Below are 24,377 nucleotides of genomic sequence, written 5' to 3' on the forward strand. Positions count from 1 at the left end.
GCGCGAGCGCGCATGCGGGAGGGGCGCGGAGGTCTCCCCCCCCGCGCCCCTCCCCGTGCGATCAGTCGGCGTCGGCGGCGAGCCGCTCGCGACGCCTGCGCGTCGCGACGAGGCCGCCCGCGAGGATCGCGAGCGCCGCGGCGAGCACGAGCCACGGCGCGATCGCCGCGCCCGTGACCGGCAGCGAGCCGTCGCCGCCGCCCGCGGCGGGCGGCGTCGACGCGCCGGGCTCGCCCGACTCGGGCGGGGTGGACGGCGACGACGGCGCCGGCGAGGCCGCCGCGGCGAGCACCGTCACCGTGATCGGCACCGTGACGGGCTCGAGCGCGTCGGGCGCGAAGCGCGGCGTCTCGGTGGCCGACGACACCGTGAGGGTGCCCTCGACCGTGCCCACGTCCGGCAGCGTGACCGTGGAGGCCAGCAGCCAGCGGTCGCCGTCGCGCGTGGCCGTCACCGGCACCTGCGAGCCGTCGAGCTCGAGCGTCGCTGCGAGCTCGACGTCGTCGACGGTCGTCGCCACCGCGGCCGCCTGCCCCTCGCTCGTGGATGCGTCGGCGAGCGTCACCGCGGCGACCTCGATCGTCGTCGCCACGTCCTCCGTCACCTCCGCATCCAGCACCGCGACGTCGGCGGTGGCGCGCAGCGGGTCGGCCACGCTGGGCAGCCAGTCGGCGCGAGCCGTGCCCCAGGTCGTCGAGGCGGCGTCCTGCGTGAGCGAGAAGGCGATCTCGCCCCCCGCGCGCAGCTGCTCGACGTCGATCCACGTCTCGGTGCGCTCCTCGCCCGCGACCGACACCCCGGCGACGTAGCTGGGGGTCGCCTCGGTCGCACCGGGCGCGGCGATCGTGACGGTCTCGCCCGACTCGCCCAGCGTCACGACGGCCTGCTGCACGCGCGGCGCGTTGAGCGCCAGCATGCCCGAGCCGGGCACGACCGGCTGGATGCCGATCGAGGCCATGACGTACCAGGCGCCGAGCGTGCCGAGGTCGTCGTTGCCGACGCCGCCGCCCGGGGTGTTCGGGAAGAGGTTGAGGTTCGCCGCGAGCACGTCGTTGACGTGCGCGGGCTCGCCGGCCGAGGCGTAGAGCCAGGCGTTCATGATGGTGGGCTCGTTGCCGGGGTTGTAGCCGATGCTCGTGTAGTAGCTGCTGCCGCCCGGATCCCACGACTCGGGCCGCTCGCCGGGAGCCGCCTGCAGCGCCTCCATGTCGAAGTAGGCGTCGAGGCGGTCGAGGAAGCCGTCGGTGCCGCCCATGACCTCCTGCAGCCCGGCGAAGTCCTGGTTCGCCATCCACTGGTACTGCCACGGCACGCCCTCGTGGAAGCCGGTCTGCTGCACGGGCGCGATCTCGGGCGTCGTCACGAACTCCCCCTCGGGCGTCACGGCGTTCACCATGCCCTGGAAGCCTCCGGAGAGCTCGACGTCGGGGTTCCACAGGCGCTGCCAGCTCTGGCCGCGCTCGAGGAAGGTCGCGGCGGTCTCGTCGTCGCCCATCCGCTGCGCGGCTGCGCCGATCGCGGCGTCGGAGACGGCGAACTCCATCGTCGACGACCCGCCGTGGCGGTACTCCTCGAACTGCTGGCCGAGGCCCGGCTCGTCCTCGGGGTAGTACGGGATGTGGCCGTTCTCGATGTAGAACTCGGCGCTCTGCCGGCCGACGGATGCCACGCCCTCCGGGGGCGCGGTCGTCGCGTTCTCGATGAGGTAGCCCCACAGCTCGTCGTGGATGTCGTCCGGCACGGTGCCGAGCGCGAAGTTCTCGGCGAGCCATGCCGACACGGGGTCCCCGGCCATGATGTTCGTCTCGACGCCGCCGAGCGACCAGCGAGGCAGCCAGCCGCCCTCGATGCGGTGCTGGTGCATCGATCGCACGATGTCCCGCGCGATCTCGGGCGCGATGATGCCGTGCAGCGTCGCCTGCGTGCGGTAGGTGTCCCAGAGCGAGAAGGTCTGGTGGTACGTCCAGCCGTCGGCGACGTGCACCGCGCCGTCCATGCCGCGGTAGCGGCCGTCGACGTCGCTGCCGATCGTCGGCGACAGGAGCGCCTTGTAGAGCTGCGTGGCGAAGATGCGCTGCAGCTCGTCGGATGCCGTGATGTCGATGCGACCGAGCATCGCGTTCCATGCGTCGTTCGCCTGCCCGCGCACGGCGTCGAAGTCGAGGCCGCCCTCGAGCTCGGCGACGCGGTTGGCGCGCGCGCCGTCGACGTCGACGAACGAGACGCCGATGCTCACCTCGACGGTCTGATCCTGCGTGGTGTCGAAGACGGCGACGGCGCCGTTGCTGCCGCCCGCGCTCTCGCTGGCCGTGCTGCCCGCGACGTAGGCCGCATCCGCGCCCCACGTGCCGCGCTCGTCGGGTGCGCGGTCGAGGGTGAGGCTGAAGAAGTAGCGCTGCTCGTCGGTGCCGCCGCAGAACCCGCCGTTGTCGATCCAGCCCTCGAGCGTGCGGTCGTCGACCCACGTCGCCGAGCTGGCGCCTGCGTCGCGCAGCGTCTGCCCGAGGTTGAACGAGACGTTCGCGGACTCGGTGGCAGGGAAGGTGTAGCGGTGCACGGCGGTGCGCTCGGTGGCGGTGAGCTCGGCCGTCACGGCGTTCTCGAGCGCGACGGCGTAGTAGCCGGCCTCGGCGACCTCGTCGCCGGCGATCGTCAGGAACTCGCGGTCGGTGCGCGGCACCTCGGTGGTCGTGGGCGTGACGAGCAGCTCGCCTGCGGCGGGGCAGCCGGCGCTGTTCACGTGGCGCTGGCTGAAGCCCCACACCCGTCGGTCGTCGTACGAGTACGAGGTGGAGGCGTAGCTGTTCGTGTTGTCGGGGCTCGGCTGCACCATGCCGAACGGCATCGTGGCACCCGGGTAGGCGTTGCCCTCGCTCTCGGTGCCCACGAAGGGGTTCACGAGCGCGGCGCGGTCGACGTCCGCGGCCTCGGCGGATGCTGCGGGCAGGGCCGCGGGCAGGGCGCCGATGCCCAGGATCGCGGCGAGCGCGGCGCCGACGACGCGGCGCGCCGGGCCGCGTGTGGTGGGCGTGGATGGGGGCATCGGGTCCTCCTCGACTCGTGCGCGCGGGTGGAATCGATTCCACCGCGAACCAGGCTAGAAGGATCGACCGGGGGACGTCAACTCAGCCGCTGCGGTCGACGAGCACGGGCTCGAGCAGCACCGACCTCGCGGGCCCGGCGCATCCGTCGAGGCGATCGACGAGCATCCTCGCCGCCGTCGCGCCGATCGCGAGCGGATCCTGCGCCACGACCGTCAGCGGCGGATCGAGCAGATCGGCGAGCTCGAGGTCGTCGAAGCCCACGACCTCCCACGCGAGCCCCAGCGCACGCAGCGCGCGCAGCGTCGCCACCGACGTGCGGTTGTTGCCGCAGAAGACCGCGGTGGGCGCGTCGGCCTCGGCGCCGGCGCGCGCCAGGCGATCCGCGATCGCATCCGGGTGCGGCGCCTCCTGCGACACGACCACGGCATCCTCGCCCAGCCCGGCCGCCGCGACCGCGTCGCGCACGCCCAGCATCCGCTCGCCGGAGCTGTGGTTGCGCGCATCGTCGAGCAGCGCCACGATGCGCCGATGCCCGCGCGCCAGCAGGTGGTCGATCGCCATGGCGGCGCCCCGGCGACCGTCGGTGCGCACGCTGTCGGCCTCGAACGCGAGCGCCGGGCGGTCGACGAAGACGACGTGCACCCCGGCCCGCTGCAGCGAGGCGAGGCGCGACTCGTCGGCGTCGATCGGCATCGTGACGACGAGCCCCTCGACCCGGCGCGCGGCGAGGCCGTCGATCAGGGTGCGCACCTGCGACGCCGACCCTCCGGACGACGCCGCGAGCAGCGTGAGCCCGTGGCGCTCGAGCGTCGCCTCGACCGAGCGATGCACCTGCGAGTAGAACGGATCCGCGACATCCTCCACGAGCAGGCCGACCGACGCCGACGCGCCTCGTCGGAGCGCGCGCGCCGCGGTGTCGCGCACGTACTCGAGCTCGTCGATCGCGGCGAGCACCCGCGCGCGGCTGTCGGGGCTCACCTTGCCCTCGTCGTTCAGCACCCGCGAGACCGTGCCGACGCCGACGCCTGCGACGCGCGCGACGTCCTTCACCGTGGGGCGCCTGCCCGGCGACGCGGCATCCGCCTGCGTCGTGGGCTGCATCGCGCCACCGTAGCAGCGGCGCACGGGCGTCGACCCGACCGCATCCTCAACCGATCGGTTGACGAAGCTCGCGAGGCGTGCCATACTCTTCTCAACCGATCAGTTGAGAAGGGGACGGAGATGGACGAGCAGCTCGACAAGGCGTTCGCAGCCCTCGCCGACGCGACCAGGCGCGCCCTCGTGGCACGCCTGACGCTCGGCGACGCGACCGTCGGCGAGCTCGCCGCACCCTTCGACGTGAGCCTCCAGGCGATCTCCAAGCACCTCTCGGTGCTCGAGGCCGCCGGCCTCGTGACCAAGGGTCGCGCGGGCACCCGCAGGCTCGTGCACCTCGAGGTGCATCGCCTCGGCTCCATGACGTCATGGATCGAGGACCGCCGACGGCAGGCCGAGGAGCGCTTCCAGCGCCTCGACGCCGTGCTCGACGAGCTGCGCGCAGCCGACGCCGCAGCCACCGCATCCGACGACACCACCGAACCCCGGGCCTGAGCCGACCGCCGGCCGCCCGCATCGATCAGGAGACCCACCATGGACGCCACCATCACCGCCGACCCCACCGTGCCGCTCATCCGCACGACGCGGGACTTCCACGCGACGCCCGCGCAGCTGCTGCGCGCGCACACCGACCCCGACCTCTACGTGCGCTGGAACGGGCCCGACGGCACGCAGGCGCGCATCGACCGCTGGGATGCGACGCCCGGTGGCGCATGGGCGATGACACACATCCACGAGGGTCAGGAGTTCGTGTTCCGCGGCTCGTTCCACGACGTCTCCGAGGCGGGCATCGTGCAGACGTTCGAGTACCTCGGCGCCCCGGGCGTCGCGCTCGAGACCCTCACGTTCGAGGATCTCGGCGACGGCCGCACGCGCCTGCACGCGACGTCGCTCGTCGACTCGTTCGAGGGGCGCGACGCCTGGCTCGCGAGCGGCATGGAGGTCGGCGTGAACGAGGGCTACGCGAGGCTCGACGCGCTCATCGCCGACGGCGAGGTCTGACGAGCCTCACGAGATGAGCCTGAGCGAGCCGCCGAGGGTGCATTCCACTCGGCGGCCCGCCCACGCTCATCTCGTGCGGGTGGCTACGGGCGCAGCAGCACCTTGCCGACCCGGCCGGGCGTGAGGCTGGCCTCCACGGCGGCACGCACGTCCTCGAGGTCGTGGATGCTCGACACCGGCAGCGTCAGCGCACCCGAGGCCAGGCGCTCCGCGAGCTCGCCGAACAGCGCGCCGCGGGTGGGCGCATCCATCGTGCGGCTCACGACCGAGCCCCAGAACCCGCGCACCGTCGCCTGCTTGAAGATGAGGTCGCCCGAGCGCAGCTCGAGCACCGGCGAGGCCATCGCGCCGAACACCACGAGCTCTCCGCCCTCGGCGAGCACCGACAGCACGTCCTGCGCCGAGGCGCCGCCCACCGAGTCGACGCCCGCGACGATCGGGGCGCCGCCCGTGATCTCGTCGACGCGCTCGCGCCAGTCGTCGGCATCCGTCGCCACCACGTCGCCGATGCCCGCCTCGCGCAGCTCCTCGACGCCCTCCGCGCGGCGCACGAGCCCCAGCACGCGGATGCCGCGCGCCACGGCGAGCTGCGCGACCATGCGGCCCACGGCGCCGTTCGCGGCGTTCTGCACGATCCACGCGCCGGGCTCCAGGTCGAGCGAGTGCAGCAGCGAGATCGCGCTGAACGGCATCGCGACGAGCTGCGCCGCCGCCTCGTCCGGCAGGCCCTCCGGGGCCGGCACGAGCCCGGCGGCGTCGGCGACGACGTGCTCGGCCCAGGCGCCGAAAGTGCCGCCCGTGACGACGCGGTCGCCCACCGAGAGCCCCTCGACGCCCTCGCCCAGCGCATCCACGACGCCCACGGCCTCCGTGCCGCTGCCCGCAGGCAGGTCGGGCACGAAGCCGTAGGTGCCGCGCACCGTCCACAGGTCGTGGTTGTGGATGGGCGACATCAGGATGCGCAGGCGCACCTGCCCGGGTCCGGGCTCGGGGGTGGGTCGCTCGGCGACGCTCAGGACGTCGGCGGGCTCGCCGAACTGCTCGTGCACGATCGCACGCATGGTGGCTCCTCTCGTGGGGGATGTGCGGGATGCGGCGCCGGGTCGCGGCGCGGGGCTCAGTCGTCGGAGACGGTGACCGAGACGTCGATGTTGCCGCGCGTCGCGTTCGAGTACGGGCACACCTGGTGCGCGGCGTCGGCGATCTGCTGCGCCTGCTCGTGCTCGAGCTCGGGGATGACGACCTCGAGCTGCACGGCCAGCTGGAAGCCGCCCGTGTCGTTCGAGCCGATCTGCACGCGCGCGCCGACGGTCGAGTCGCCGAGCCGCACCTTCTGCGAGCGTGCGACGGCCTGCAGCGCGGAGTGGAAGCACGCGGCGTACCCGGCGGCGAACAGCTGCTCGGGGTTCGTCGCGCCACCCGGGCCGCCCATCTCCTTCGGGATGGCGAGGTCGAGGTCGAGGCGGCCGTCGTCGGTGGCGACGTGGCCGTCGCGTCCGGCGCCGGTGGCGAGGGCCTCAGCGGTGTAGAGCGCGTCCATGGTGCTCCTCCTGTCGTGTCGTGTCGTGTCGTGTCGTGTCGCGGTGCGACGTCATCGGTCGGCGCCGGGTCGGCGCACGGGGTCTACGGGGTGCGGGCGTCCGCCGCGGTGCCGGCGGGATCTGCTGCGGCGTCGGATGCGTGCGTCGCGGCGGCGGTCGCACCCACGGCGGTCGCGGCCGTCGCACCCGCGGCGGTGGCGCCGGCGGCGCTCGCACCCGCGGCATGCATCGACGCCTCGATCGCGTGCAGGCGCTGCAGCAGGCGCTCGTCGTCGCGGTCGCCGACGACGCCCATCGCGGCGGCGATGGCGGCGGGGATGTGCGCGAGCTCGGCGCGCAGCGCGAGGCCGCGGTCGGCGAGCGTCACCTCGACGACGCGCGCGTCGGAGCCGCTGCGCTCGCGCAGCACGAGCCCGCGCTCCTCCATGCGCCGCAGCAGGGGCGACAACGTGCCCGAGTCGAGCTGCATTCGGTCGCCGAGGTCGCGCACCGTCTGCGGCCCCTCGACCCACAGCGTCGCGAGCACGAGGTACTGCGGGTAGGTGAGGTCCCACGGCGCGAGCAGCGTGCGGTAGGTCTGCGACGTCGCGCGGTGCGCGGCGTAGAGCGCGAAGCACAGCATCTCGTCGGTCACGGCCATGGCTCGAGCCTCGCACGGATTTCGGTTGTGCACAACCTAATGTGCCGCGCGGCACGAGATGAGCGTGGGCGCGCGGTCGAGTGGAATGCACCCTCGGCGGCCCGCTCACGCTCATCCGGTGCGCGGCCCGCGCTCCGCCAGCCGGGCTCGGCGAGCGGCGCTCAGCCGGCCAGCACCGCCCAGCCGCGCGGCTCGAGCACGACCTCGTCGCCCTCGAGTCGCGCGCCCTCCCCCGCCAGCACCTCGACCGCATCCGCGGCGGGCAGCCGCACGCCCTCGTCGCCGATCGCGAGCGCCGTGACGATGCTCGCGTCGGCCGTCGCGGTGCGCAGCACGATGGATGCGTGCGCCACCACGACCACGTCGGTGTGCGCGCGCGTGAGCCACGGGTGGCGCCGACGGATCGCCACGAGCTGCTGCGTGATGCGCAGGATGCGCTCGGCCTCCGGCTCGAGCGAGGCGGCAGCGGGCGTGGTCGCCGGCATCTCGGGCCGCACGGCGTCGTCGCCGCCGACGCGCTCCTCCTTGACGCCGAGCATCGCGAGCTCGTCGCCCGCGTAGATCGCCGGGGTGCCCGCGACGGTGCACAGCACCGCGAGCGCGTGCGGCACGAGGTCGACGCCGATGGCCGATGCGATGCGCGTGACGTCGTGGTTGCCGACGAACGTGTACGGCACGAACGTCGCGAGCAGCTCGTCGTGCCTGCCGATGGCGTGCTCGAGCTCGAAGAGGTTGCCGTCGGCGATGCCGTGCCAGATGCCCTGCCACAGCTCGTACTGCGTCACGGCATCCATCGTCGACTCGCGCACGATCTCGGCGTAGTCGCCGTGGATGACCTCGCCGACGAACCAGGCGTGCGGGTGGCGCTCGCGCACGGCGGGCAGCACGCGGGCCCAGAAGGCGCTCGGCACGCTGTAGGCGGCGTCGAGACGCCAGCCGTCGATGCCGCGGCGCAGCCAGTGGTCCATGACCTCGACGACGAGGTCGACGGTCGCCTCGCTGTCGTGGTCGAGCGCGACGAGCGCGTCGTGCCCCTCGAACACCTGCGCCTCGCCGCCGTCGAGCCGGAAGAGCGCCGCCTCCTCGCCGCCGGCGAGCGCCGCCTGGAACGCGGGATGCTCGCGGCCGACGTGGTTGAAGACGCCGTCGAGCAGCACGCGGACGCCGCGCTCGTGCGCCGCGGCGACGAGGCGGTCGAGGTCGTCGTCGTCGCCGAGGCGCGGGTCGAGCGCGAGGAGGTCCGTCGTGTCGTAGCCGTGCGTGCTGCTCGCGAAGATCGGCCCGAGCGCGATGCCGTTGAGCCCCAGCTCGACGACGTGGTCGAGCCAGCCCTCGATGCGGGCGAGCCGATGCGGCGGATGCTCGGCCTCCCGCTCGCGGATCGGCGCGCCCGTGAACCCGAGGGGGTACACGTGCCACCACATCGCCGACTGCGCCCATGCCCGCTCGTCCGTCATGCATGCAGTCTCGCGGCGCGCGAGCGACGCAGCGAATCGGGACGGGTGGCTTGCGCGACCCCGCGCACCCGACGACGCGTCGAGACGGCGCAACCCTCTGGCGAGCCGCATCGACTCGGCGGAGCCTGGATGCGTCGGCGAGCGTCGCCGACGGATGCGAGAGGAGCACGCGCATGAGCGACGACCAGCAGCAGGGCAGCTCGACGAGCCCGAGCGACGAGGAGCAGGAGCGCGTGGACGATCTGCCCACGGGCGCAGGATCGGGCGACGAGCCCGCGCACGAGGACCCGACGTCCGGCGGTGCACCCGAGTCGCCCGAGCGGTGAGCGACCCGGTCGACGCGGCCGGCGGCGACGCCGTCGGCCGCGGCCGCCTGCCCGGCGAGGGGCAGCGCCCCGTGCGGGCACCGCGTGAGCGGCAGGTGGCGCCGCGCTGGTGGATCCTCGGCGGCGGCGCGCTCGTCGCGGTCGCCGTGCTGGTGCTGTCGACCATGGCTGCCACGGGCGTCGCGCTGCCGGCGACGACGGCGGTGCTGCTCGTCGCGATCCCCGTGGGCATCGGCGTCGCGATGCGCGGCCTCGCGCTGCGGCGTCGCGCGCGGGATGCCGCCGCCGCCCCGCGGCGGGATCGGGAGACGCACGAGCGGCTCGATCCCTGATCGGTGTCGGTGGCATGGGCCATCGTGCAGGGATCGGGAGGGCGCCATGGCGGATGCGAATCACACGCGTGTAAGCCGCCGTCGGCGTGTCGCGAAATCCCTCTCCACAGGTGTGGAGAGCGGTGTCCACAGGCAACTTCCGCGCCAGCGCTGGGAAGGAATCCCCGACGGTCCACAGGCGTTGCATCAGGTGTGGAGAAACGCCGCATCTAGTGCCGAGCGAATGTCGGTGGCCCTACATATAGTGGGCACTCCCGGCTCAGGCCGATCCCCAGAACCACCTCGCAGCGTGAGAGAGCAGGACCGAAATGGCTGTCACCGTCTACTCCAAGCCGGCATGCGTGCAGTGCACCGCGACGAAGCGCGCGCTCGACGCGCAGGGCGTCGACTACGAGATCTTCGACGTCTCGGTCGACGACAAGGCCCTCCAGACGGTCAAGGACCTCGGCTACATGCAGGCGCCCGTCGTCATCGCCGGCGAGGACCACTGGTCGGGCTTCCGCCCCGACAAGATCCAGGCCCTCTCCGCCTGATCTCGCGTTTCGCGAGCCTCATCCATCCCTGACGCACCGCGAGGCCTCCCCATGCTCCTCGAAGCGCCGCCCGTCGCACCCGAGATCGTCTACTTCTCGTCGGTGTCGGGCAACACGGCGCGCTTCGTGTCGAAGCTGGGCCGGCCCGCGGCGCGCATCCCCCTCCACGCGAGCGAGCCCGCCCTGCAGGCGCAGCGCCCCTACGTGCTCATCACCCCCACCTACGGGGAGCACGGCAGGGGCTCCGTGCCGAAGCAGGTCATCCGCTTCCTGAACGACGAGGGCAACCGCGCGCTCCTCCGCGGCGTCGTCGCGGGCGGCAACGCCAACTTCGGGGCCGACTTCTGCATCGCGGGCGACATCATCGCCGCGAAGTGCGACGTGCCCTACCTGCACCGATTCGAGGTCTTCGGGACTCCCGAGGACGTCAGCATCCTGAACGACAGATTGGACGACCTGTGGCAACTGTGACCACCGAGCAGTCCGCGGCGGGCACGCACTCGCCGCAGATGGACTACCACTCGCTGAACGCGATGCTCAACCTCTACGGTCCGAACGGCGAGATCCAGTTCGACAAGGACCGCGAGGCTGCGAACCAGTACTTCCTGCAGCACGTCAACCAGAACACGGTCTTCTTCCACTCGCTGAAGGAGAAGCTCGACTACCTCGTCGAGAACGAGTACTACGAGGGCGAGGTGCTCGAGCAGTACTCGTTCGACTTCATCAAGTCGCTCATGAAGCGCGCCTACGGCTACAAGTTCCGCTTCCCCACGTTCCTCGGCGCGTTCAAGTACTACACGTCGTACACGCTGAAGACGTTCGACGGGAACCGCTACCTCGAGCGCTACGAGGACCGCGTCGTCAACGTCGCGCTCGCGCTCGCCGCAGGCGACGAGCGCCTCGCCGAGGCCCTCGTCGACGAGATCGTCACGGGTCGCTTCCAGCCGGCGACGCCCACGTTCCTCAACGCAGGCAAGAAGCAGCGCGGCGAGCTCGTCTCCTGCTTCCTCCTCCGCATCGAGGACAACATGGAGTCGATCGGCCGCTCGATCAACTCCGCGCTGCAGCTGTCGAAGCGCGGCGGAGGCGTGGCGTTCAACCTCACGAACATCCGCGAGTACGGCGCCCCGATCAAGCAGATCCAGAACCAGTCGTCGGGCATCATCCCCGTGATGAAGCTCTTCGAGGACAGCTTCTCCTACGCGAACCAGCTCGGTGCCCGTCAGGGTGCCGGAGCGGTGTACCTGCAGGCGCACCACCCCGACATCATGCGGTTCCTCGACACGAAGCGCGAGAACGCCGACGAGAAGATCCGCATCAAGACGCTGTCGCTCGGCGTCGTGGTGCCGGACATCACGTTCGAGCTCGCGAAGAAGGACGAGGACATGTACCTGTTCTCGCCGTACGACGTCGAGCGCGTCTACGGCGTGCCGTTCGCCGACATCTCGGTGAGCGAGAAGTACCACGAGATGGTCGACGACGCTCGCATCACGAAGAAGAAGATCCGCGCCCGCGACTTCTTCCAGACGCTCGCCGAGATCCAGTTCGAGTCGGGCTACCCGTACATCATGTTCGAGGACACGGTGAACCGGGCCAACCCGATCGACGGCCGCATCAACATGTCGAACCTCTGCAGCGAGATCCTGCAGGTGAACACGCCGTCGCAGTACGTCGAGGACCTCGGCTACGAGTCGATCGGCAAGGACATCTCCTGCAACCTCGGCTCGCTGAACATCGCGCTCACGATGGACTCGCCGAACTTCGGCAAGACCATCGAGACGTCGATCCGCGCGCTCACCGCGGTGTCCGACCAGTCGAACATCGACTCGGTGCCGTCGATCGCCCGCGGCAACGACATGAGCCACGCCATCGGCCTCGGCCAGATGAACCTGCACGGCTACCTCGGTCGCGAGCGCATCTTCTACGGCTCCGACGAGGGCGTCGACTTCACGAACATCTACTTCTACACGGTGCTGTTCCACGCCCTCCGCGCGTCGAACCTCATCGCGCAGGAGAAGGGCCAGGTCTTCGAGGGCTTCGAGCGCTCGAAGTACGCCTCCGGCGAGTTCTTCGACAAGTACACCGACCAGGCGTGGACGCCGGCGACGCAGCGCGTCGCGCAGCTCTTCGCCGACGCCGAGGTGCACATCCCGACGCAGGACGACTGGCGCGAGCTGAAGGCGCTCGTGCAGCAGCACGGCATCTACAACCAGAACCTGCAGGCCGTGCCGCCCACGGGCTCGATCTCGTACATCAACAACTCGACGTCGTCGATCCACCCGATCGCCGCGAAGATCGAGATCCGCAAGGAAGGCAAGATCGGCCGCGTCTACTACCCGGCGCCGTTCATGACGAACGACAACCTGGAGTACTTCCAGGACGCGTACGAGATCGGCCCCGAGAAGATCATCGACACCTACGCCGCCGCGACGCAGCACGTCGACCAGGGCCTGTCGCTCACGCTGTTCTTCAAGGACACCGCGACGACGCGCGACATCAACAAGGCCCAGATCTACGCATGGCGCAAGGGCATCAAGACCGTCTACTACATCCGTCTCCGCCAGCTCGCGCTGGAGGGCACGGAGGTCGAGGGCTGCGTCTCCTGCATGCTCTAGGGCTGCACGAGACCGAGACATCGAGGATCAGGACATGACCGACACCCAGCACAGCACCGGCGCCGCCGGGGCGTTCGACGAGATCGTCGACGCTCCGGAGGCGACCCGCGAGCACATCGCCGCCGAGCGCGAGGCCACGGCCGAGACGCTCGCGGCCGGCCAGCAGACCGAGGCGCAGCGGCGCCAGCACCGCCACAACCACCTGGTGCAGGCGATCAACTGGAACCGCATCCAGGACGACAAGGACCTCGAGGTCTGGAACCGTCTCGTCAACAACTTCTGGCTGCCCGAGAAGGTGCCGCTCTCGAACGACATCCAGTCGTGGGCGACGCTGACGCCGCAGGAGCAGCAGCTGACGATGCGCGTCTTCACGGGCCTCACGCTGCTCGACACCATCCAGGGCACCGTGGGCGCCGTGTCGCTCATCCCCGATGCGATCACCCCGCACGAGGAGGCCGTCTACACGAACATCGCGTTCATGGAGTCGGTGCACGCGAAGTCGTACTCGTCGATCTTCTCGACCCTCGCGTCGACGAAGGAGATCGACGACGCGTTCCGCTGGTCGACGGAGAACCCGTACCTGCAGCGCAAGGCCGAGATCATCGTCGACTACTACGAGGGCGACGACCCGCTGAAGCGCAAGATCGCCTCGACGCTGCTCGAGTCGTTCCTGTTCTACTCGGGCTTCTACCTGCCCATGTACTGGTCGAGCCACGCGAAGCTCACGAACACGGCCGACATGATCCGCCTCATCATCCGCGACGAGGCCGTGCACGGGTACTACATCGGCTACAAGTTCCAGCAGGGCTTCGCGAAGCTCTCCGAGGAGCAGCAGGCCGAGCTGAAGGACTACGCGTACACGCTGCTCTACGAGCTGTACGAGAACGAGTCGAAGTACACGGCCGAGCTGTACGACGAGGTCGGCCTCACCGAGGACGTCAAGAAGTTCCTGCACTACAACGCGAACAAGGCGCTCATGAACCTCGGGTTCGAGCCCCTGTTCCCGTCGTCGGTGACCGACGTGAACCCGGCGATCCTCTCGGCCCTGTCGCCGAACGCCGACGAGAACCACGACTTCTTCTCGGGCTCCGGCTCCTCCTACGTCATCGGCAAGGCCGTGGCGACGGAGGACGAGGACTGGGACTTCTAGTCCCCGCCCTCTGACCCGGTCGGACCTCCCGCCGACCGCACGACAGCGCCCCGGCCCCGCATCGCGCGGGCCGGGGCGCTTCGTCGTGGTCGCGGAGCGCCGGGGCCGGGCTGCGAGCGGTGGCACAGCCCCTTGCCGCACGGTGTGGCGTCGCTAGCGTTGAGGCATGACTGCGACCCTGAGCCCCGAGGCCATCGAGTTCCTGCGCAAGGCGAACCCTGCCGTGATGGCGACGCTCGCGAAGGACGGCCGGCCCGTCGCCGTCGCCACCTGGTATCTGCTCGAGGACGACGGCCGCATCCTCGTGAACCTCGACGCCGAGCGCGTGCGCCTCGCGCACCTGCGCCGCGACCCCCGCTTCGCGCTCGACGTCATCGACGAGTCGAACTGGTACAACCACCTGGCGCTGCAGCTCGTCGTCGAGGAGATCAGCGATGACACCGACATGGCAGGCATCGACTCCCTGTCGCAGCACTACGGCGGCCGCCCCTACCCCGATCGCGAGCGCCCCCGTGTCGACGTGCGCGCCCGCATCGAGCGCACGTCCGGATGGGGTGCGCTGCAGTCCGAGTAGCGCTCCGCGCTCGACCCGGGCCCTCGCCGGCTCGACCCACGACCATCCGAGGACGACGATGTCAGCAGCCATCCCGCATCCGACCGGTCTCGGCAGGCCGCGCGTGCTCGTCGCGCCCGACAAGCTGAAGGGCACGCTCACCGCGGTCGAGGCCGCCCATGCGATCGGCGACGGCGTGCATGACGTCTGGCCGTCGGCGAGCGTCACCACGCTGCCCTTCGCCGACGGCGGCGAGGGCACGGTGGATGCGCTGGTCGCGGCCGGCGCTGAGACCCGCGTCGACACCGTGACCGGCCCGCTGGGCGAGCCGGTGGATGCGCGGTGGGCGCTGCTCGGCGACGTCGCGATGGTCGAGATGGCCGCGGCGAGCGGGCTCCCCCTCGTCACGCCCTCGCCTCGGACCGCGCTCGCGTCGCACACCGAGGGCACGGGCGAGCTCATCCGGCTCGCGATCGCGGCCGGTGCGCGCCGAGTGCTCGTCGGCGTCGGTGGCTCGGCGTCGACCGATGGCGGCGCCGGGGCGCTGCGGGCGCTCGGCGTGCGGCTGCTCGACGCGTCCGGTGCGCCGGCGGTGGGTGGTGGCGGGGACCTCGCGCGCATCGCGTCGGTGGACGCGTCGGCCGCGCGGGCGCTGCTCGCGGGCGTCGAGCTCGTGCTGTGCAGCGACGTCGCGAACCCGTTCGTCGGCGAGCGCGGCGCCGCCCATGTCTTCGGGCCGCAGAAGGGCGCCGACCCTGCGACGGTCGCGCTGCTCGACGACGGGCTGCGTTCCTTCGCACGCGTCGTGGACGCCGCGACCGGCGTCGACCTCGAAGGTGCCGACTGGGGCGGCTCGGGCGGTGGCATCGCCGGCGGGCTGGTGGCGGTGCTCGGCGCCTCCGCTGCCGACGGCGTCGAGCTGCTCGCCGACCTGCTCGACCTCGACGCGGCGATCGCCGCATCCGATCTCGTCGTCGTCGCGGAGGGGTCGCTCGACTCGCAGTCGCTCATGGGCAAGACGCCCGTCGGCATCGCGCGCCACGCGGCGGCGCTCGGCGTGCCCTGCGTCGCAGTCGCGGGGCGCGTCCTGGTCGACGCTTCGGCGCTCGCCGAGGTCGGCATCGCGGATGCGGTCGCCGCGGTCGACGTGGCGCCCTCCCCTGCGGATGCGCTCGCCGAGCCCGCGCGCTGGCTGCGGGCCGCGACGGTCGAGGTCCTGCGCCGCCGCTAGCCCTCCGCGTTGCGAGGCACGCGAAGCAGCGACAGCTAGCGCACGAGCAGTATCTCGGCGCGCTTCGCGTACCTCGCGACGCGGGAAGCGCACCTCGCAACGGCGGCACCCGAGGCGGATCAGCCCGCCAGCACCTCGCGGGCCGCGGAGAGCACCGCATCCACCGTCATGCCGCGGCGCGCCATCACCTCGGCGCCAGCGCCCGACTCGCCGAACTCGTCGATCGACACGACGCGGCCGTCGAGACCCACCCAGCGCCACCAGACGTCGCCGCGCCCCGCTTCGACGGCGACGCGAGCGCGCAGCGCGGGCGGCAGCACCGCATCGCGCCACTCCGCCGGCGCCGCCTCGAACCACTCGACGCACGGCATCGAGACGACCCGCACTGCCACGCCCCCCGAGGCGAGCACCTGCGCCGCGGCGAGCGCGAGCTGCACCTCGGAGCCGGTGGCGATGAGCGCCACGTCCGACCCCGAGCCGTGCTGCCACGCGACGTATCCACCGAGCGCGACCGACGCATCCAGCCCCTCGCGTACGGGCAGCACCGGCAGACCCTGCCGCGACAGCACGAGCGCCGTCGGACCCGACGGCAGGGCCAGGATGCGACGCCACGCCGCGAGCACCTCGGCGCCGTCGGCCGGGCGCACGACGTCGAGCCCGGGGATGGTGCGCAGCGCCGCGACCTGCTCGACCGGCTGGTGCGTCGGCCCGTCCTCGCCGACGGCGACCGAGTCGTGCGTGTACACGTGGATCGCGGGCAGCCCCATGAGCGCCTGCAGCCGCAGCGCGGGCCGCTGGTAGTCGCTGAACGCGAGGTACGTGGATGCGTACGGGCGCCACAGCCCATGCAGCGCGATGCCCGAGAGGATGGCGGCCATCGCGTGCTCGCGGATGCCGAAGTGCACGAAGTCGCCACCCGGGTTCGAGCGCGACATCGCCTCGCCGGGCACCGAGACGCTCGTCGACCCCGAGAGGTCGGCCGAGCCGCCGAAGAGACCACCCCATGGCTGCAGCGCCTGCAGCACCGCGCCGTTCGTCGCCCGCGTCGCGACCGACGCGCCCTCCTCGGGCGCCGGCACCTCGTCGAGGGCTGCGAGCCCCGCCTCGACGGCGAGCGAGCCCGCGAAGCCGCCGTCGGCCTCCCAGCCGGCGACGCCCGAGCAGCGACGCATCATGACGCGACCGGGCGCCTCCTCCATCCACCGCTCGTAGCGCTCGCGCCACTCGCGGTGCAGCCGGTCGCCGCGCTCGAGCGCGCGCCTCGTGACCGTGAGCACGTCGGCCGGCACGAGGTCGTCGAGGGATGCGTCGGCCGCGAAGCCGAGCGCCGTCTTCACCGCGGCGACCTCGGCGTCGCCGAAGCCGCCCGAGTGCGCCTTCGGCGTGCCGCCGATCAGCGCGGAGGGCGCGCCGATCGTCGAGCGCACGGCCACGAGCGTGGGGCGGCCCGTGGGACGCCGTGCATCCTCGAGGACGCGCTCGATGGCCGCGAGGTCGCGGAAGTCGTCGATCTCGAGCACGCGCCAGCCGTAGGCGGCGTAGCGGGCCCGCACATCCTCGTCGAAGGCGACGTCGGTGCCGCCGTCGATCGTGATGCGGTTGTCGTCCCACACGAGCACCAGGTTGTCGAGCCCGAGCGTGCCCGCGAGGCTCGACGCCTCGCCCGACACGCCCTCCTGCAGGCATCCGTCGCCCGCGAGCGCGAAGACCGTCGGGTCGAAGACGCCGGTGCCCGCGCCGTGCAGCGCCTCGTCGCGACGTGCCGCGAGCGCGATGCCGACCGCAGAGGCGACGCCCTGGCCCAAGGGCCCCGTCGACATCTCGACGCCGGGCGTGTGCCGCAGCTCGGGGTGGCCGGGCGTGCGGGCGTCGAGCTGGCGGGATGCGGCGACGTCGGCGAGCGAGAGGTCGTAGCCCGTGAGGTGCAGCTGCGTGTAGAGCAGCAGGCTCGCGTGCCCGGCGCTCAGCACGAAGCGATCGCGACCCTCCCATGCGGGGTCGGCGGGGTCGTGCCGCAGGATGCGCTGGAAGAGCACGTGGGCGAGCGGCGCCATCGCCATCGCGGTGCCCGCGTGCCCGTGGCCCTTCGCCTGCACGACGTGCGCGGGGATCGCGATGGCTGCGGCGACGGCTCGCCGCTCCGCCTCGTGTCGGGCACCGAGCACGGGGTCGGGCAGGATCGTGGTGACGTCGTCGGCCATGTCCGCTACTTTGGCATAGAAGTAGTCCGAAGTCGACGCGATCCCCTCCGCCCGTCCGGGCACCGCATCGACGCTGAGAGGAGCCGCAGATGCCCAAGCACCTGTCCACGGGCTCCGGCGTCGTGCTCGACCTCATCCGCTCCGGCGAGGCGACGACGCGCAGCGAGCTCGTCGACCGGCTCGGCTGGTCGCGCGTCACGATCGGCCGCCGCCTCGACGAGCTGCTCGAGCCCGGCATCGTCGTGCGCTCGGGCCAGCAGGACTCGCGCGGCGGCCGCCCCGCCGAGGAGTTCGCGGTCAACGCCGACTCCGGCGTGCTGCTCGCGATGGACATCGGCTCGAGCCACACGAAGGTCGGCGTCACCGACCTCGTCTCGACGGTGCTCAGCGAGGACGAGGCCGACATCGGCCTGTTCGACGGGCCCGACGACATCTTCGACTGGGCCATGCAGGTCTTCGAGCACCTGCTCGCCGCCCTCGGCCGCTCGACCGTCGACGTGCGCGGCATCGGCATCGGCGTGCCCGGCCCCGTCGACTCCGCGACGGGCATCCTCGGCTCGCCGCAGCTCGACCCGCGCTGGGACGACGTCGAGATCTCGCGCTACCTCGGCTCGCTCATGCCCGACGTCGTCGTCGCCGTCGACCGCGACGTCAACATCCTCGCCGTCGGCGAGTCGCGGCTCGCGTGGCAGGAGTACCGCGACCTCGTCGTCGTGAAGGCCGGCATCGGCGTCGGCTGCGCGTTCGTGCAGGACGGCGACATCCTGCGCGGCTCGCGCGGCGGCGCCGGCCAGCTCTCCGCACCCATCCGCGATCGGCTCAGCGAGCCGCTGCGCCGACTCGAGACCGTCGCGTCCGGCGGCACCGTGCGCGACGAGCTCACCCGCGCCGGCGCCCGCATCCGCACGTCCGCCGACATCGTGGCGCTCGTGGATGCGGGCGACGAGGATGCGATCGCCGCGCTCGAGGAGATCGGCGAGGTCATCGGCTACGCGATCGCCGACGTCGTGGGACTGCTGAACCCCTCCGCCGTCGTCATCGGCGGCAACCTCGCCGAGGCCGGCGAGCGCTTCATCGGCGCCATCCGCCGCGCGATCTTCGGCGCGAGCCACGTCTTCTCGCGCCAGGGCCTCGTCGTCGAGCGCTCGCGCCTGGGCTCGAAGGCGGGCGTGCGCGGTGCGTCGCTGCTCGCCCAGGATGCGCTGTTCGACGCCGACCGCATCAGCCGCATCACGCGGAGGCGTGCGGCGGGCTGACCCGCGTCGTCGCGCCTCGGCGCCCGGGCTCCTCCGGCATCCGCCGACTGGTCGCTCGTGGTGCTCGGGTGGTCGCTCGTGGTGCTCGGGTGGTCGCTCGTCGTTGCAACGAGCGACGGATCCCCACCACGAGCGACCAGTCTGGCTCGACGAGCGACCAGTCAGGGCGCGCCACGAGCGACCAGTCAGGCCCAACGAGCGACCAGTCGAGGCGCGCCACGAGCGACCGGTCCAGCGGCGGAGAGGCGGGGGTGGCGCACCGCCGGGAAACGCCGCGCTTTCGACCAATAGTGTGCAGAAGTCGCCGATTCCGAGTAGTGTCGGCCACGCCCGAGGGGCGACCCCGCCTCGACGACGAAGGAGTACGACGACCGTGGACCTGGCCGAGCAGCTGCCCGAGGATGCGATCGCGACGCACGTCGCCGCCGACGACTGGCGCGCAGCCATCCGAGCGGCAGGCGATCGCCTCGTCGCCACCGGCGTGACCACCGACGCCTACACCGACGAGATGCTCGCCGCCGTCGACGAGCACGGCCCCTACATCGTCATCGCGCCCGGCTTCGCGCTCGCGCACTCGCGCCCCAGCCCCGCCGTGCAGCGCACCGGCATCTCGTGGGTCACGCTCGCCGAGCCCGTCGCGTTCGGGTCGAAGGCCAACGACCCCGTGCGGCTCGTCGTCGGCCTCGCCGCCACCGACCACGACGGCCACCTCGAGGTCATGGCCGCGCTCGCGGGCATCCTCGCCGACGACGACGCCCTCCAGTCGCTGCTCGCCGCCGACTCCCCCGCCGCCGTGCGCGCCCAGCTGCGCGCGCTCGCGACGGCCGCCTGACGCATCCCCACCACCCGAACGAAGAAGGAAGGCATCCCATGAAGATCGTCGCAGTCTGCGGCATGGGCATCGGCACCTCGGTGCTGCTCAAGATGAACGCAGAGAAGGCCCTCCGCTCCCTCGGCGTCGACGACGCCGACGTCGAGGCGGCCGACATCGGCACCGCCCGCGGCGCCGCCCGCACGGCCGACGTCGTGCTCACCTCCGACGAGCTCGCACCCGAGATCGGCGACGTCCCCGCGACGGTCATCGTGATCGACAACTTCACGAGCGTCGCCGAGATCACCGAGAAGCTCACGCCGCACGTCGGCTGACGCCAGGACCCCACCAGACACAGCAGAAGGGAGCCGCGATGGAGTGGCTCGTCGTCATCCTCGACTTCATCGGGCAGCAGATCCTCAACGTGCCCGCGTACCTCATCGGCATCATCACGGCCGTCGGCCTCATCGCCCTGCGTCGCACGGGCGGCCAGGTCGTGGGCGGTGCGCTGAAGGCGGCCCTCGGCTTCCTCATCCTCGGCGCGGGCGCCAACGTCGTCGTCGCATCCCTCGGCCCGCTCGGCGAGCTCATCCTCGCCGTCACGGGCGCGCAGGGCGTCATCCCGACGAACGAGGTCATCACGGCCATCGCCTCCGAGCAGTACGGCGCGACGAGCGCGTACGTGCTCGTGCTCGGCTTCCTCGTGATGCTCGTGCTCGCGCGCTTCACGCCGCTGAGCTACATCTTCCTCACGGGGCACCACATGGTGTTCATGGCCCTCATGCTCACGGTCGTGCTGAGCGTCGGCTTCGGCGACGACCTCGGATGGCTCGTCGTCATCGTGGGTGCGCTGCTGCTCGGCGTGATCATGGTCGTCATGCCGGCGTTCGCGCAGCCGTGGATGAAGAAGATCACGGGCGACGACTCGATCGCCATCGGCCACTTCGGCACGCTCGGCTACGTCGCCGCCGGCGCCGTCGGCCAGGCGACGGGACGCCGGAGCCGCTCCACCGAGGAGATCCGCTTCCCGCAGGGCCTGAAGTTCCTGCGCGACTCGATGGTCGCGACGGCGCTGTCGATGGTGCTCATCTACGAGGTCTTCGCCGTCTGGGCGCTCATCGCCATCCCCGAGGAGGCGCTCGAGCTGTTCGGCGCAGCCGACGCAGGCGCGTTCATCATGGCCGCGTTCGCGCAGGCGCTGCAGTTCGGCGTCGGCGTCGCCGTGATCCTCTACGGCGTGCGCACGGTGCTCGGCGAGCTCGTGCCCGCCTTCCAGGGCATCGCCGAGAAGGTCGTGCCCGGCGCGAAGCCGGCCCTCGACATCCCGATCGTCTTCCCGTACGGCGCGAACGCGGTGCTCATCGGCTTCCTGTCGTCGTTCGCAGGCGGCCTCGTGACGCTCGGCATCATCGCCGTGTGGCTGAACCCCGCGCTGGGTCTCGCGCTCATCCTGCCCGGCATGGTGCCGCACTTCTTCACGGGCGGTGGCGCCGGCGTCTTCGGCAACGCGACGGGTGGCCGCATCGGCGCCGCGATCGGCGGCTTCGTGAACGGCGTGATCATCACGATCCTGCCCGCGGTGCTGCTGCTGGTGCTCGGCGAGTTCGGCTTCTCGAACTCGACGTTCGGCGACGCCGACTTCGGCTGGTTCGGCACGCTCATCGGCGTCTCGCTCATGGGCGGCACGACCCTCGGCGTCATCCTCTGCATCGTCATCGCCGTGGTGCTCGTCGTGGCCGCGTCGCTGTTCCAGCGCCGCGTCGTCGACGGCGGATGGGTGCCGGGCGCGAAGCGCGACGCGCTGCTCGAGGCGCAGGCCGCCGAGGCGAAGGCCGCCGCGGATGCCGAGAAGGCTGCGAAGGCGGGCTCGGCCTCGGCCTGACCCTCCGCTCGCTCCGACGGGCGCGCATCCCTCGCGGGGTGCGCGCCCGTCTCCGCGTCTGAGCGGACGCGAGGCACGGCCGTCGTCGCGAGGCACCCGAGGCGTCGCGGGGTCCTGCACGAGCCGTACCTCCCGACCCTTCGCGCACCCGATGCTCGCGCGACGCGTACCTCGCAGCGGCTGGCGTACCTCGCAACGGCTGGCGTCCCTCGCAGCGGCGGGCGTGCCTCGCGACGGCGACGGCACCGCGCGTCACGCCGCCGGCGCCGCCAGCATCGACAGCAGCGCGAGGCGCTCGTGGCTCGGCGTGCCGGGGATCGCCGTGTAGACGAGCAGCGTGTGCGACGCGGCCGGGTCGACGAGCTGCTGGCACGCGAGCTCGAGCTCCCCGACGTCGGGATGCACGAAGCGCTTCGTCTCGCGCGGCCGCACCCCCACCTCGTGCCGCTCCCACACCTCGCGGAACTCCGCCGACCGCTCGAGCAGCAGCGACGCGAAGGCCGCGGCCCGCGACCCCGGGCCCCGCCTGGCCGACAGCTCGCGCAGCCCCGACGCGTACATCCGCGAGTAGAAGAGGTGATCGTCGGGATGCTGCAGGCGGCGGCCGTCCGGATGCGCGAACCAGCGGTACCCGATCGAGCGATCGGGACCGGTGTGCCGCGTGAGGTCGCCGAGCAGCGCGACGCCCATGCGCGTCTGCCGCAGGGTCTCGCCCAGCTCGGTGACGATCTCGGCGGGGGTGTCGTCGAGCCGATCGAGCACGCGCAGGAGCCCTGGCCCCACGTGCTCGCCCTCGATGCCGACCGACGGCGGCTCGTGGCCGGCGAGCCGGAAGAGGTGATCGCGCTCGATGCGCGACAGGTGCAGCCCGTGCGCGATGGCGGCGAGCATCTGCGGCGACGGCTGCGGCCCCACCTCGCGCTCGAGGCGCGCGACGTAGTCGACGCTCATGTGCGCGAGCGCTGCGACCTCCTCGCGCCGCAGGCCCTCGGTGCGTCGACGCTGGCCGCGCGGCAGCCCCACGTCCTCCGGCTGCAGCGCGGCCCGACGCGTGCGCAGGAACGCGGCGAGGCCGGCGCGGTCGATGTCCATGCGCTCGATCCTGCCCGGCCGCAGCGCGCGCATCCACGGATCGACGATCCCTGGATGCGCCCTCGAGCCGCCGCGAGGGTGGAGCAGACGACAAGGAGCACGACATGCCACGCACGATCGACGTCGACGTCCCCGACCTCACCGGTCGCCGAGCCCTGGTGACGGGAGGCAGCGACGGCATGGGCCTGCGCCTCGCCGAGCGTCTCGCACGAGCGGGCGCCGAGGTGCTGCTGCCGGTGCGCAACCCGGCGAAGGGCGAGGCGGCGGCCACCCGCATCCGAGCAGCGGTGCCCGGCGCGCGCCTCGCGCTCCACGCCCTCGATCTCTCGTCGCTCGACTCGGTCGCGCGCCTCGGCGAGACGCTCACGGCCGCGGGCGACCCCATCCACATGCTCGTCGGCAACGCCGGCGTCATGACGCCGCCCGACCGGCAGACGACCGCCGACGGCCTCGAGCTGCAGCTCGGGACGAACCACGTGGGGCACGTCGCGCTCGTCGCCCATCTGCTGCCGCTGCTGCGCGCGGGTCGGGCGCGCGTCGTGTCGCAGCTGAGCGTCGCAGCCGCACGCGGGTCGATCCGCTGGGACGACCTGCAGTGGACGCGGCGCTACGACGGCATGGCGGCGTACCGCCAGTCGAAGATCGCCTTCGGGCTGTTCGGCCTCGAGCTGGCCCGACGCTCGGATGCGGCCGGCTGGGGCCTCACGAGCCTGCTCGCGCATCCGGGCATCGCGCCGACGAGCCTGCTCGCGGCGCGTCCCGAGGTCGGTCGCGCGCGAGACACGGGCGCGGTGCGGATGATCCGGCGCCTGTCGGCGCGGGGCATCCTGGTCGGCACGCCCGAGACCGCGATGCTGCCCGCGCTCGTCGCGGCCACGTCGGCGGATGCGCGAGCGGGACAGCTGTGGGGCCCGCGCGGGCCGGGGCGCCTGGGGGGCGCGCCGGCGCTGCAAGAGCCGTTCCACTCGCTGCGCTCGACGGCGGACGCCGCGCGCATGTGGGACGTGTCGCAGCAGCTCGCAGGTGTGGGGTTCCCCGCATGAGTCGAGCCGCTCAGCGCGCGGGGGCCCGTCGTCAGGTGCCGTGCGCGTGGCGTGGCCGGTGGCGATACGCGCTGCTCGTACGGAGGTGCGGTGCTCGTCCCAGGGCGCGGCGCGCGCCGCGCCTCGACGCGAGCAGCGCACCTCACCGCGAGGGGCACGCCGCAGCGGGAAGCCCACCTCCCGGCGCACGGCGCACCTCGCGATGAGCGGCGCGACCGCACGACGAGGGGGCCCGGCCGTCGGCCGAGCCCCCTCGCGATGGACGCTGATGCGCCCTGGCGCCGAGGCGCCGGAGCGCCTAGCGCTCCTCCTTCTTCAGCGCGAGACCGATCGCGAGGAACGTCGGCGCCCAGTGGCCGACGAAGATGCCCCAGCGGTCCGACTGGTCGCGTGCGTCGTCGGGCTTGAACCGCGACACCGTCCATGCGGCGAACGAGATGCCGATGGAGGCGAAGCCCGCCAGGTAGGCGTGCGAGCTGCGCACGCCCAGGTCGTGGGCGGTGCGGATGGGGTCGAAGCCCGCAGCCTTCTCGATGGCTTCCTTGGCCATGGTGTGCTCCTTCTGTCGTGAGA

24 protein-coding genes are annotated in these 24,377 nt (G+C 72.2%); 15 read left to right on the forward strand and 9 right to left on the reverse strand.

Going from position 1 to position 24,377, the window contains the following annotated elements; translation table 11 throughout:
* Positions 1-61: 61 nt before the first annotated feature.
* Complete coding sequence (locus ACFQPP_RS01860) at positions 62-3,043, reverse strand: GH92 family glycosyl hydrolase (RefSeq protein ID WP_376914810.1); 2,982 nt, start codon at positions 3,041-3,043, stop codon at positions 62-64.
* 82 nt (positions 3,044-3,125) lie between these two features.
* Complete coding sequence (locus tag ACFQPP_RS01865; RefSeq protein ID WP_376914811.1) at positions 3,126-4,145, reverse strand: LacI family DNA-binding transcriptional regulator; 1,020 nt, start codon at positions 4,143-4,145, stop codon at positions 3,126-3,128.
* A gap of 120 nt (positions 4,146-4,265) precedes the next feature.
* Between ACFQPP_RS01865 and ACFQPP_RS01870 the strand changes: the two genes are divergently transcribed.
* Positions 4,266-4,634 (forward strand): ArsR/SmtB family transcription factor, encoded by a 369-nt coding sequence (locus ACFQPP_RS01870; RefSeq protein WP_376914812.1) that lies wholly within the window; start codon positions 4,266-4,268, stop codon positions 4,632-4,634.
* A gap of 39 nt (positions 4,635-4,673) precedes the next feature.
* Positions 4,674-5,141, forward strand: coding sequence for an SRPBCC domain-containing protein (locus ACFQPP_RS01875; protein WP_376914813.1), 468 nt, complete (start codon positions 4,674-4,676; stop codon positions 5,139-5,141).
* An 83-nt stretch (positions 5,142-5,224) separates the two neighbouring features.
* On the opposite strand, the gene ACFQPP_RS01880 is transcribed toward ACFQPP_RS01875, so the two are convergent.
* The 4 genes from ACFQPP_RS01880 to ACFQPP_RS01895 form a co-directional block, all read right to left on the reverse strand.
* A complete protein-coding gene (locus tag ACFQPP_RS01880; RefSeq protein WP_376914814.1) occupies positions 5,225-6,202 on the reverse strand; it encodes a zinc-binding dehydrogenase in 978 nt (325 codons plus the stop codon).
* Between the two features lie 56 nt (positions 6,203-6,258).
* A complete protein-coding gene (locus tag ACFQPP_RS01885; RefSeq protein ID WP_376914815.1) occupies positions 6,259-6,681 on the reverse strand; it encodes an organic hydroperoxide resistance protein in 423 nt (140 codons plus the stop codon).
* Between the two features lie 83 nt (positions 6,682-6,764).
* Entirely contained in the window at positions 6,765-7,322 is a 558-nt protein-coding gene (locus ACFQPP_RS01890; protein ID WP_376914816.1) for a MarR family winged helix-turn-helix transcriptional regulator, read from the reverse strand.
* A 161-nt stretch (positions 7,323-7,483) separates the two neighbouring features.
* The gene (locus tag ACFQPP_RS01895; protein ID WP_376914817.1) at positions 7,484-8,779 is read right to left on the reverse strand and encodes an alpha-amylase family glycosyl hydrolase; all 1,296 of its coding nucleotides are present in this window, start codon (positions 8,777-8,779) and stop codon (positions 7,484-7,486) included.
* Between the two features lie 173 nt (positions 8,780-8,952).
* Between ACFQPP_RS01895 and ACFQPP_RS01900 the strand changes: the two genes are divergently transcribed.
* The 8 genes from ACFQPP_RS01900 (at position 8,953) to ACFQPP_RS01935 (ending at position 15,519) form a co-directional block, all read left to right on the forward strand.
* Positions 8,953-9,105 (forward strand): hypothetical protein, encoded by a 153-nt coding sequence (locus ACFQPP_RS01900; protein WP_376914818.1) that lies wholly within the window; start codon positions 8,953-8,955, stop codon positions 9,103-9,105.
* Positions 9,102-9,437 carry a hypothetical protein gene (locus ACFQPP_RS01905; RefSeq protein WP_376914819.1) on the forward strand — a complete coding sequence of 112 codons (336 nt, stop codon included), beginning with the start codon at positions 9,102-9,104 and terminating at the stop codon, positions 9,435-9,437. Before ACFQPP_RS01900 ends, ACFQPP_RS01905 begins: the two co-directional genes overlap by 4 nt.
* Positions 9,438-9,745: 308 nt before the next feature.
* Positions 9,746-9,970 (forward strand): glutaredoxin-like protein NrdH, encoded by a 225-nt coding sequence (nrdH, locus tag ACFQPP_RS01910; protein WP_376914820.1) that lies wholly within the window; start codon positions 9,746-9,748, stop codon positions 9,968-9,970.
* Positions 9,971-10,021: 51 nt separating this feature from the next.
* On the forward strand, positions 10,022-10,441 hold the full coding sequence (gene nrdI / locus ACFQPP_RS01915; protein WP_376914821.1) for a class Ib ribonucleoside-diphosphate reductase assembly flavoprotein NrdI: 420 nt from the start codon (positions 10,022-10,024) through the stop codon (positions 10,439-10,441).
* A gap of 38 nt (positions 10,442-10,479) precedes the next feature.
* A complete protein-coding gene (gene nrdE / locus ACFQPP_RS01920) occupies positions 10,480-12,585 on the forward strand; it encodes a class 1b ribonucleoside-diphosphate reductase subunit alpha (RefSeq protein ID WP_376915287.1) in 2,106 nt (701 codons plus the stop codon).
* A gap of 34 nt (positions 12,586-12,619) precedes the next feature.
* Entirely contained in the window at positions 12,620-13,735 is a 1,116-nt protein-coding gene (gene nrdF, locus ACFQPP_RS01925) for a class 1b ribonucleoside-diphosphate reductase subunit beta (RefSeq protein ID WP_376914822.1), read from the forward strand.
* Positions 13,736-13,901: 166 nt separating this feature from the next.
* Positions 13,902-14,309, forward strand: a complete 408-nt coding sequence (locus tag ACFQPP_RS01930; protein ID WP_376914823.1) for a TIGR03618 family F420-dependent PPOX class oxidoreductase — start codon at positions 13,902-13,904, stop codon at positions 14,307-14,309.
* Positions 14,310-14,367: 58 nt separating this feature from the next.
* Positions 14,368-15,519 (forward strand): glycerate kinase, encoded by a 1,152-nt coding sequence (locus ACFQPP_RS01935; protein ID WP_376914824.1) that lies wholly within the window; start codon positions 14,368-14,370, stop codon positions 15,517-15,519.
* A 119-nt stretch (positions 15,520-15,638) separates the two neighbouring features.
* Here ACFQPP_RS01935 and ACFQPP_RS01940 read toward each other — a convergent pair whose 3' ends face one another.
* The gene (locus ACFQPP_RS01940; RefSeq protein WP_376914825.1) at positions 15,639-17,720 is read right to left on the reverse strand and encodes a transketolase family protein; all 2,082 of its coding nucleotides are present in this window, start codon (positions 17,718-17,720) and stop codon (positions 15,639-15,641) included.
* Positions 17,721-17,809: 89 nt separating this feature from the next.
* Here ACFQPP_RS01940 and ACFQPP_RS01945 point away from each other — a divergent pair, with 89 nt between their 5' ends.
* From ACFQPP_RS01945 to ACFQPP_RS01960, 4 genes are all read left to right on the forward strand, one after another.
* Entirely contained in the window at positions 17,810-18,976 is a 1,167-nt protein-coding gene (locus tag ACFQPP_RS01945; protein ID WP_376914826.1) for an ROK family protein, read from the forward strand.
* Positions 18,977-19,349: 373 nt separating this feature from the next.
* Positions 19,350-19,808 carry a PTS sugar transporter subunit IIA gene (locus ACFQPP_RS01950; protein ID WP_376914827.1) on the forward strand — a complete coding sequence of 153 codons (459 nt, stop codon included), beginning with the start codon at positions 19,350-19,352 and terminating at the stop codon, positions 19,806-19,808.
* 38 nt (positions 19,809-19,846) lie between these two features.
* Positions 19,847-20,122, forward strand: coding sequence for a PTS sugar transporter subunit IIB (locus tag ACFQPP_RS01955; protein ID WP_137756986.1), 276 nt, complete (start codon positions 19,847-19,849; stop codon positions 20,120-20,122).
* A 38-nt stretch (positions 20,123-20,160) separates the two neighbouring features.
* Positions 20,161-21,669: a PTS ascorbate transporter subunit IIC gene (locus ACFQPP_RS01960; RefSeq protein ID WP_376914828.1), complete on the forward strand. Its 1,509-nt coding sequence runs from the start codon at positions 20,161-20,163 to the stop codon at positions 21,667-21,669.
* A 252-nt stretch (positions 21,670-21,921) separates the two neighbouring features.
* On the opposite strand, the gene ACFQPP_RS01965 is transcribed toward ACFQPP_RS01960, so the two are convergent.
* Positions 21,922-22,761: a helix-turn-helix transcriptional regulator gene (locus tag ACFQPP_RS01965; RefSeq protein ID WP_376914829.1), complete on the reverse strand. Its 840-nt coding sequence runs from the start codon at positions 22,759-22,761 to the stop codon at positions 21,922-21,924.
* Between the two features lie 104 nt (positions 22,762-22,865).
* Between ACFQPP_RS01965 and ACFQPP_RS01970 the strand changes: the two genes are divergently transcribed.
* On the forward strand, positions 22,866-23,804 hold the full coding sequence (locus ACFQPP_RS01970) for an SDR family oxidoreductase (RefSeq protein WP_376914830.1): 939 nt from the start codon (positions 22,866-22,868) through the stop codon (positions 23,802-23,804).
* Between the two features lie 298 nt (positions 23,805-24,102).
* Here the strand turns inward: ACFQPP_RS01970 and ACFQPP_RS01975 are convergent, their stop codons facing one another.
* Positions 24,103-24,354 (reverse strand): hypothetical protein, encoded by a 252-nt coding sequence (locus ACFQPP_RS01975; RefSeq protein WP_376914831.1) that lies wholly within the window; start codon positions 24,352-24,354, stop codon positions 24,103-24,105.
* Positions 24,355-24,377 lie beyond the last annotated feature (23 nt).

This window comes from Agrococcus sp. GCM10030265 (genome assembly GCF_042666675.1).
Taxonomy (GTDB): Bacteria; Actinomycetota; Actinomycetes; order Actinomycetales; family Microbacteriaceae; genus Agrococcus.

What these genes read in the sequence shown, in the direction of transcription:
- ACFQPP_RS01860 (WP_376914810.1), bottom strand. Translation starts at nt 3,043, where the DNA reads ATGCCCCCATCCACGCCCACCACACGCGGCCCGGCGCGCCGCGTCGTC.
- ACFQPP_RS01865 (WP_376914811.1), bottom strand. Translation starts at nt 4,145, where the DNA reads ATGCAGCCCACGACGCAGGCGGATGCCGCGTCGCCGGGCAGGCGCCCC.
- ACFQPP_RS01870 (WP_376914812.1), top strand. Translation starts at nt 4,266, where the DNA reads ATGGACGAGCAGCTCGACAAGGCGTTCGCAGCCCTCGCCGACGCGACC.
- ACFQPP_RS01875 (WP_376914813.1), top strand. Translation starts at nt 4,674, where the DNA reads ATGGACGCCACCATCACCGCCGACCCCACCGTGCCGCTCATCCGCACG.
- ACFQPP_RS01880 (WP_376914814.1), bottom strand. Translation starts at nt 6,202, where the DNA reads ATGCGTGCGATCGTGCACGAGCAGTTCGGCGAGCCCGCCGACGTCCTG.
- ACFQPP_RS01885 (WP_376914815.1), bottom strand. Translation starts at nt 6,681, where the DNA reads ATGGACGCGCTCTACACCGCTGAGGCCCTCGCCACCGGCGCCGGACGC.
- ACFQPP_RS01890 (WP_376914816.1), bottom strand. Translation starts at nt 7,322, where the DNA reads ATGGCCGTGACCGACGAGATGCTGTGCTTCGCGCTCTACGCCGCGCAC.
- ACFQPP_RS01895 (WP_376914817.1), bottom strand. Translation starts at nt 8,779, where the DNA reads ATGACGGACGAGCGGGCATGGGCGCAGTCGGCGATGTGGTGGCACGTG.
- ACFQPP_RS01900 (WP_376914818.1), top strand. Translation starts at nt 8,953, where the DNA reads ATGAGCGACGACCAGCAGCAGGGCAGCTCGACGAGCCCGAGCGACGAG.
- nrdH (WP_376914820.1), top strand. Translation starts at nt 9,746, where the DNA reads ATGGCTGTCACCGTCTACTCCAAGCCGGCATGCGTGCAGTGCACCGCG.
- nrdI (WP_376914821.1), top strand. Translation starts at nt 10,022, where the DNA reads ATGCTCCTCGAAGCGCCGCCCGTCGCACCCGAGATCGTCTACTTCTCG.
- nrdE (WP_376915287.1), top strand. Translation starts at nt 10,480, where the DNA reads ATGGACTACCACTCGCTGAACGCGATGCTCAACCTCTACGGTCCGAAC.
- nrdF (WP_376914822.1), top strand. Translation starts at nt 12,620, where the DNA reads ATGACCGACACCCAGCACAGCACCGGCGCCGCCGGGGCGTTCGACGAG.
- ACFQPP_RS01930 (WP_376914823.1), top strand. Translation starts at nt 13,902, where the DNA reads ATGACTGCGACCCTGAGCCCCGAGGCCATCGAGTTCCTGCGCAAGGCG.
- ACFQPP_RS01935 (WP_376914824.1), top strand. Translation starts at nt 14,368, where the DNA reads ATGTCAGCAGCCATCCCGCATCCGACCGGTCTCGGCAGGCCGCGCGTG.
- ACFQPP_RS01940 (WP_376914825.1), bottom strand. Translation starts at nt 17,720, where the DNA reads ATGGCCGACGACGTCACCACGATCCTGCCCGACCCCGTGCTCGGTGCC.
- ACFQPP_RS01945 (WP_376914826.1), top strand. Translation starts at nt 17,810, where the DNA reads ATGCCCAAGCACCTGTCCACGGGCTCCGGCGTCGTGCTCGACCTCATC.
- ACFQPP_RS01955 (WP_137756986.1), top strand. Translation starts at nt 19,847, where the DNA reads ATGAAGATCGTCGCAGTCTGCGGCATGGGCATCGGCACCTCGGTGCTG.
- ACFQPP_RS01960 (WP_376914828.1), top strand. Translation starts at nt 20,161, where the DNA reads ATGGAGTGGCTCGTCGTCATCCTCGACTTCATCGGGCAGCAGATCCTC.
- ACFQPP_RS01965 (WP_376914829.1), bottom strand. Translation starts at nt 22,761, where the DNA reads ATGGACATCGACCGCGCCGGCCTCGCCGCGTTCCTGCGCACGCGTCGG.
- ACFQPP_RS01970 (WP_376914830.1), top strand. Translation starts at nt 22,866, where the DNA reads ATGCCACGCACGATCGACGTCGACGTCCCCGACCTCACCGGTCGCCGA.
- ACFQPP_RS01975 (WP_376914831.1), bottom strand. Translation starts at nt 24,354, where the DNA reads ATGGCCAAGGAAGCCATCGAGAAGGCTGCGGGCTTCGACCCCATCCGC.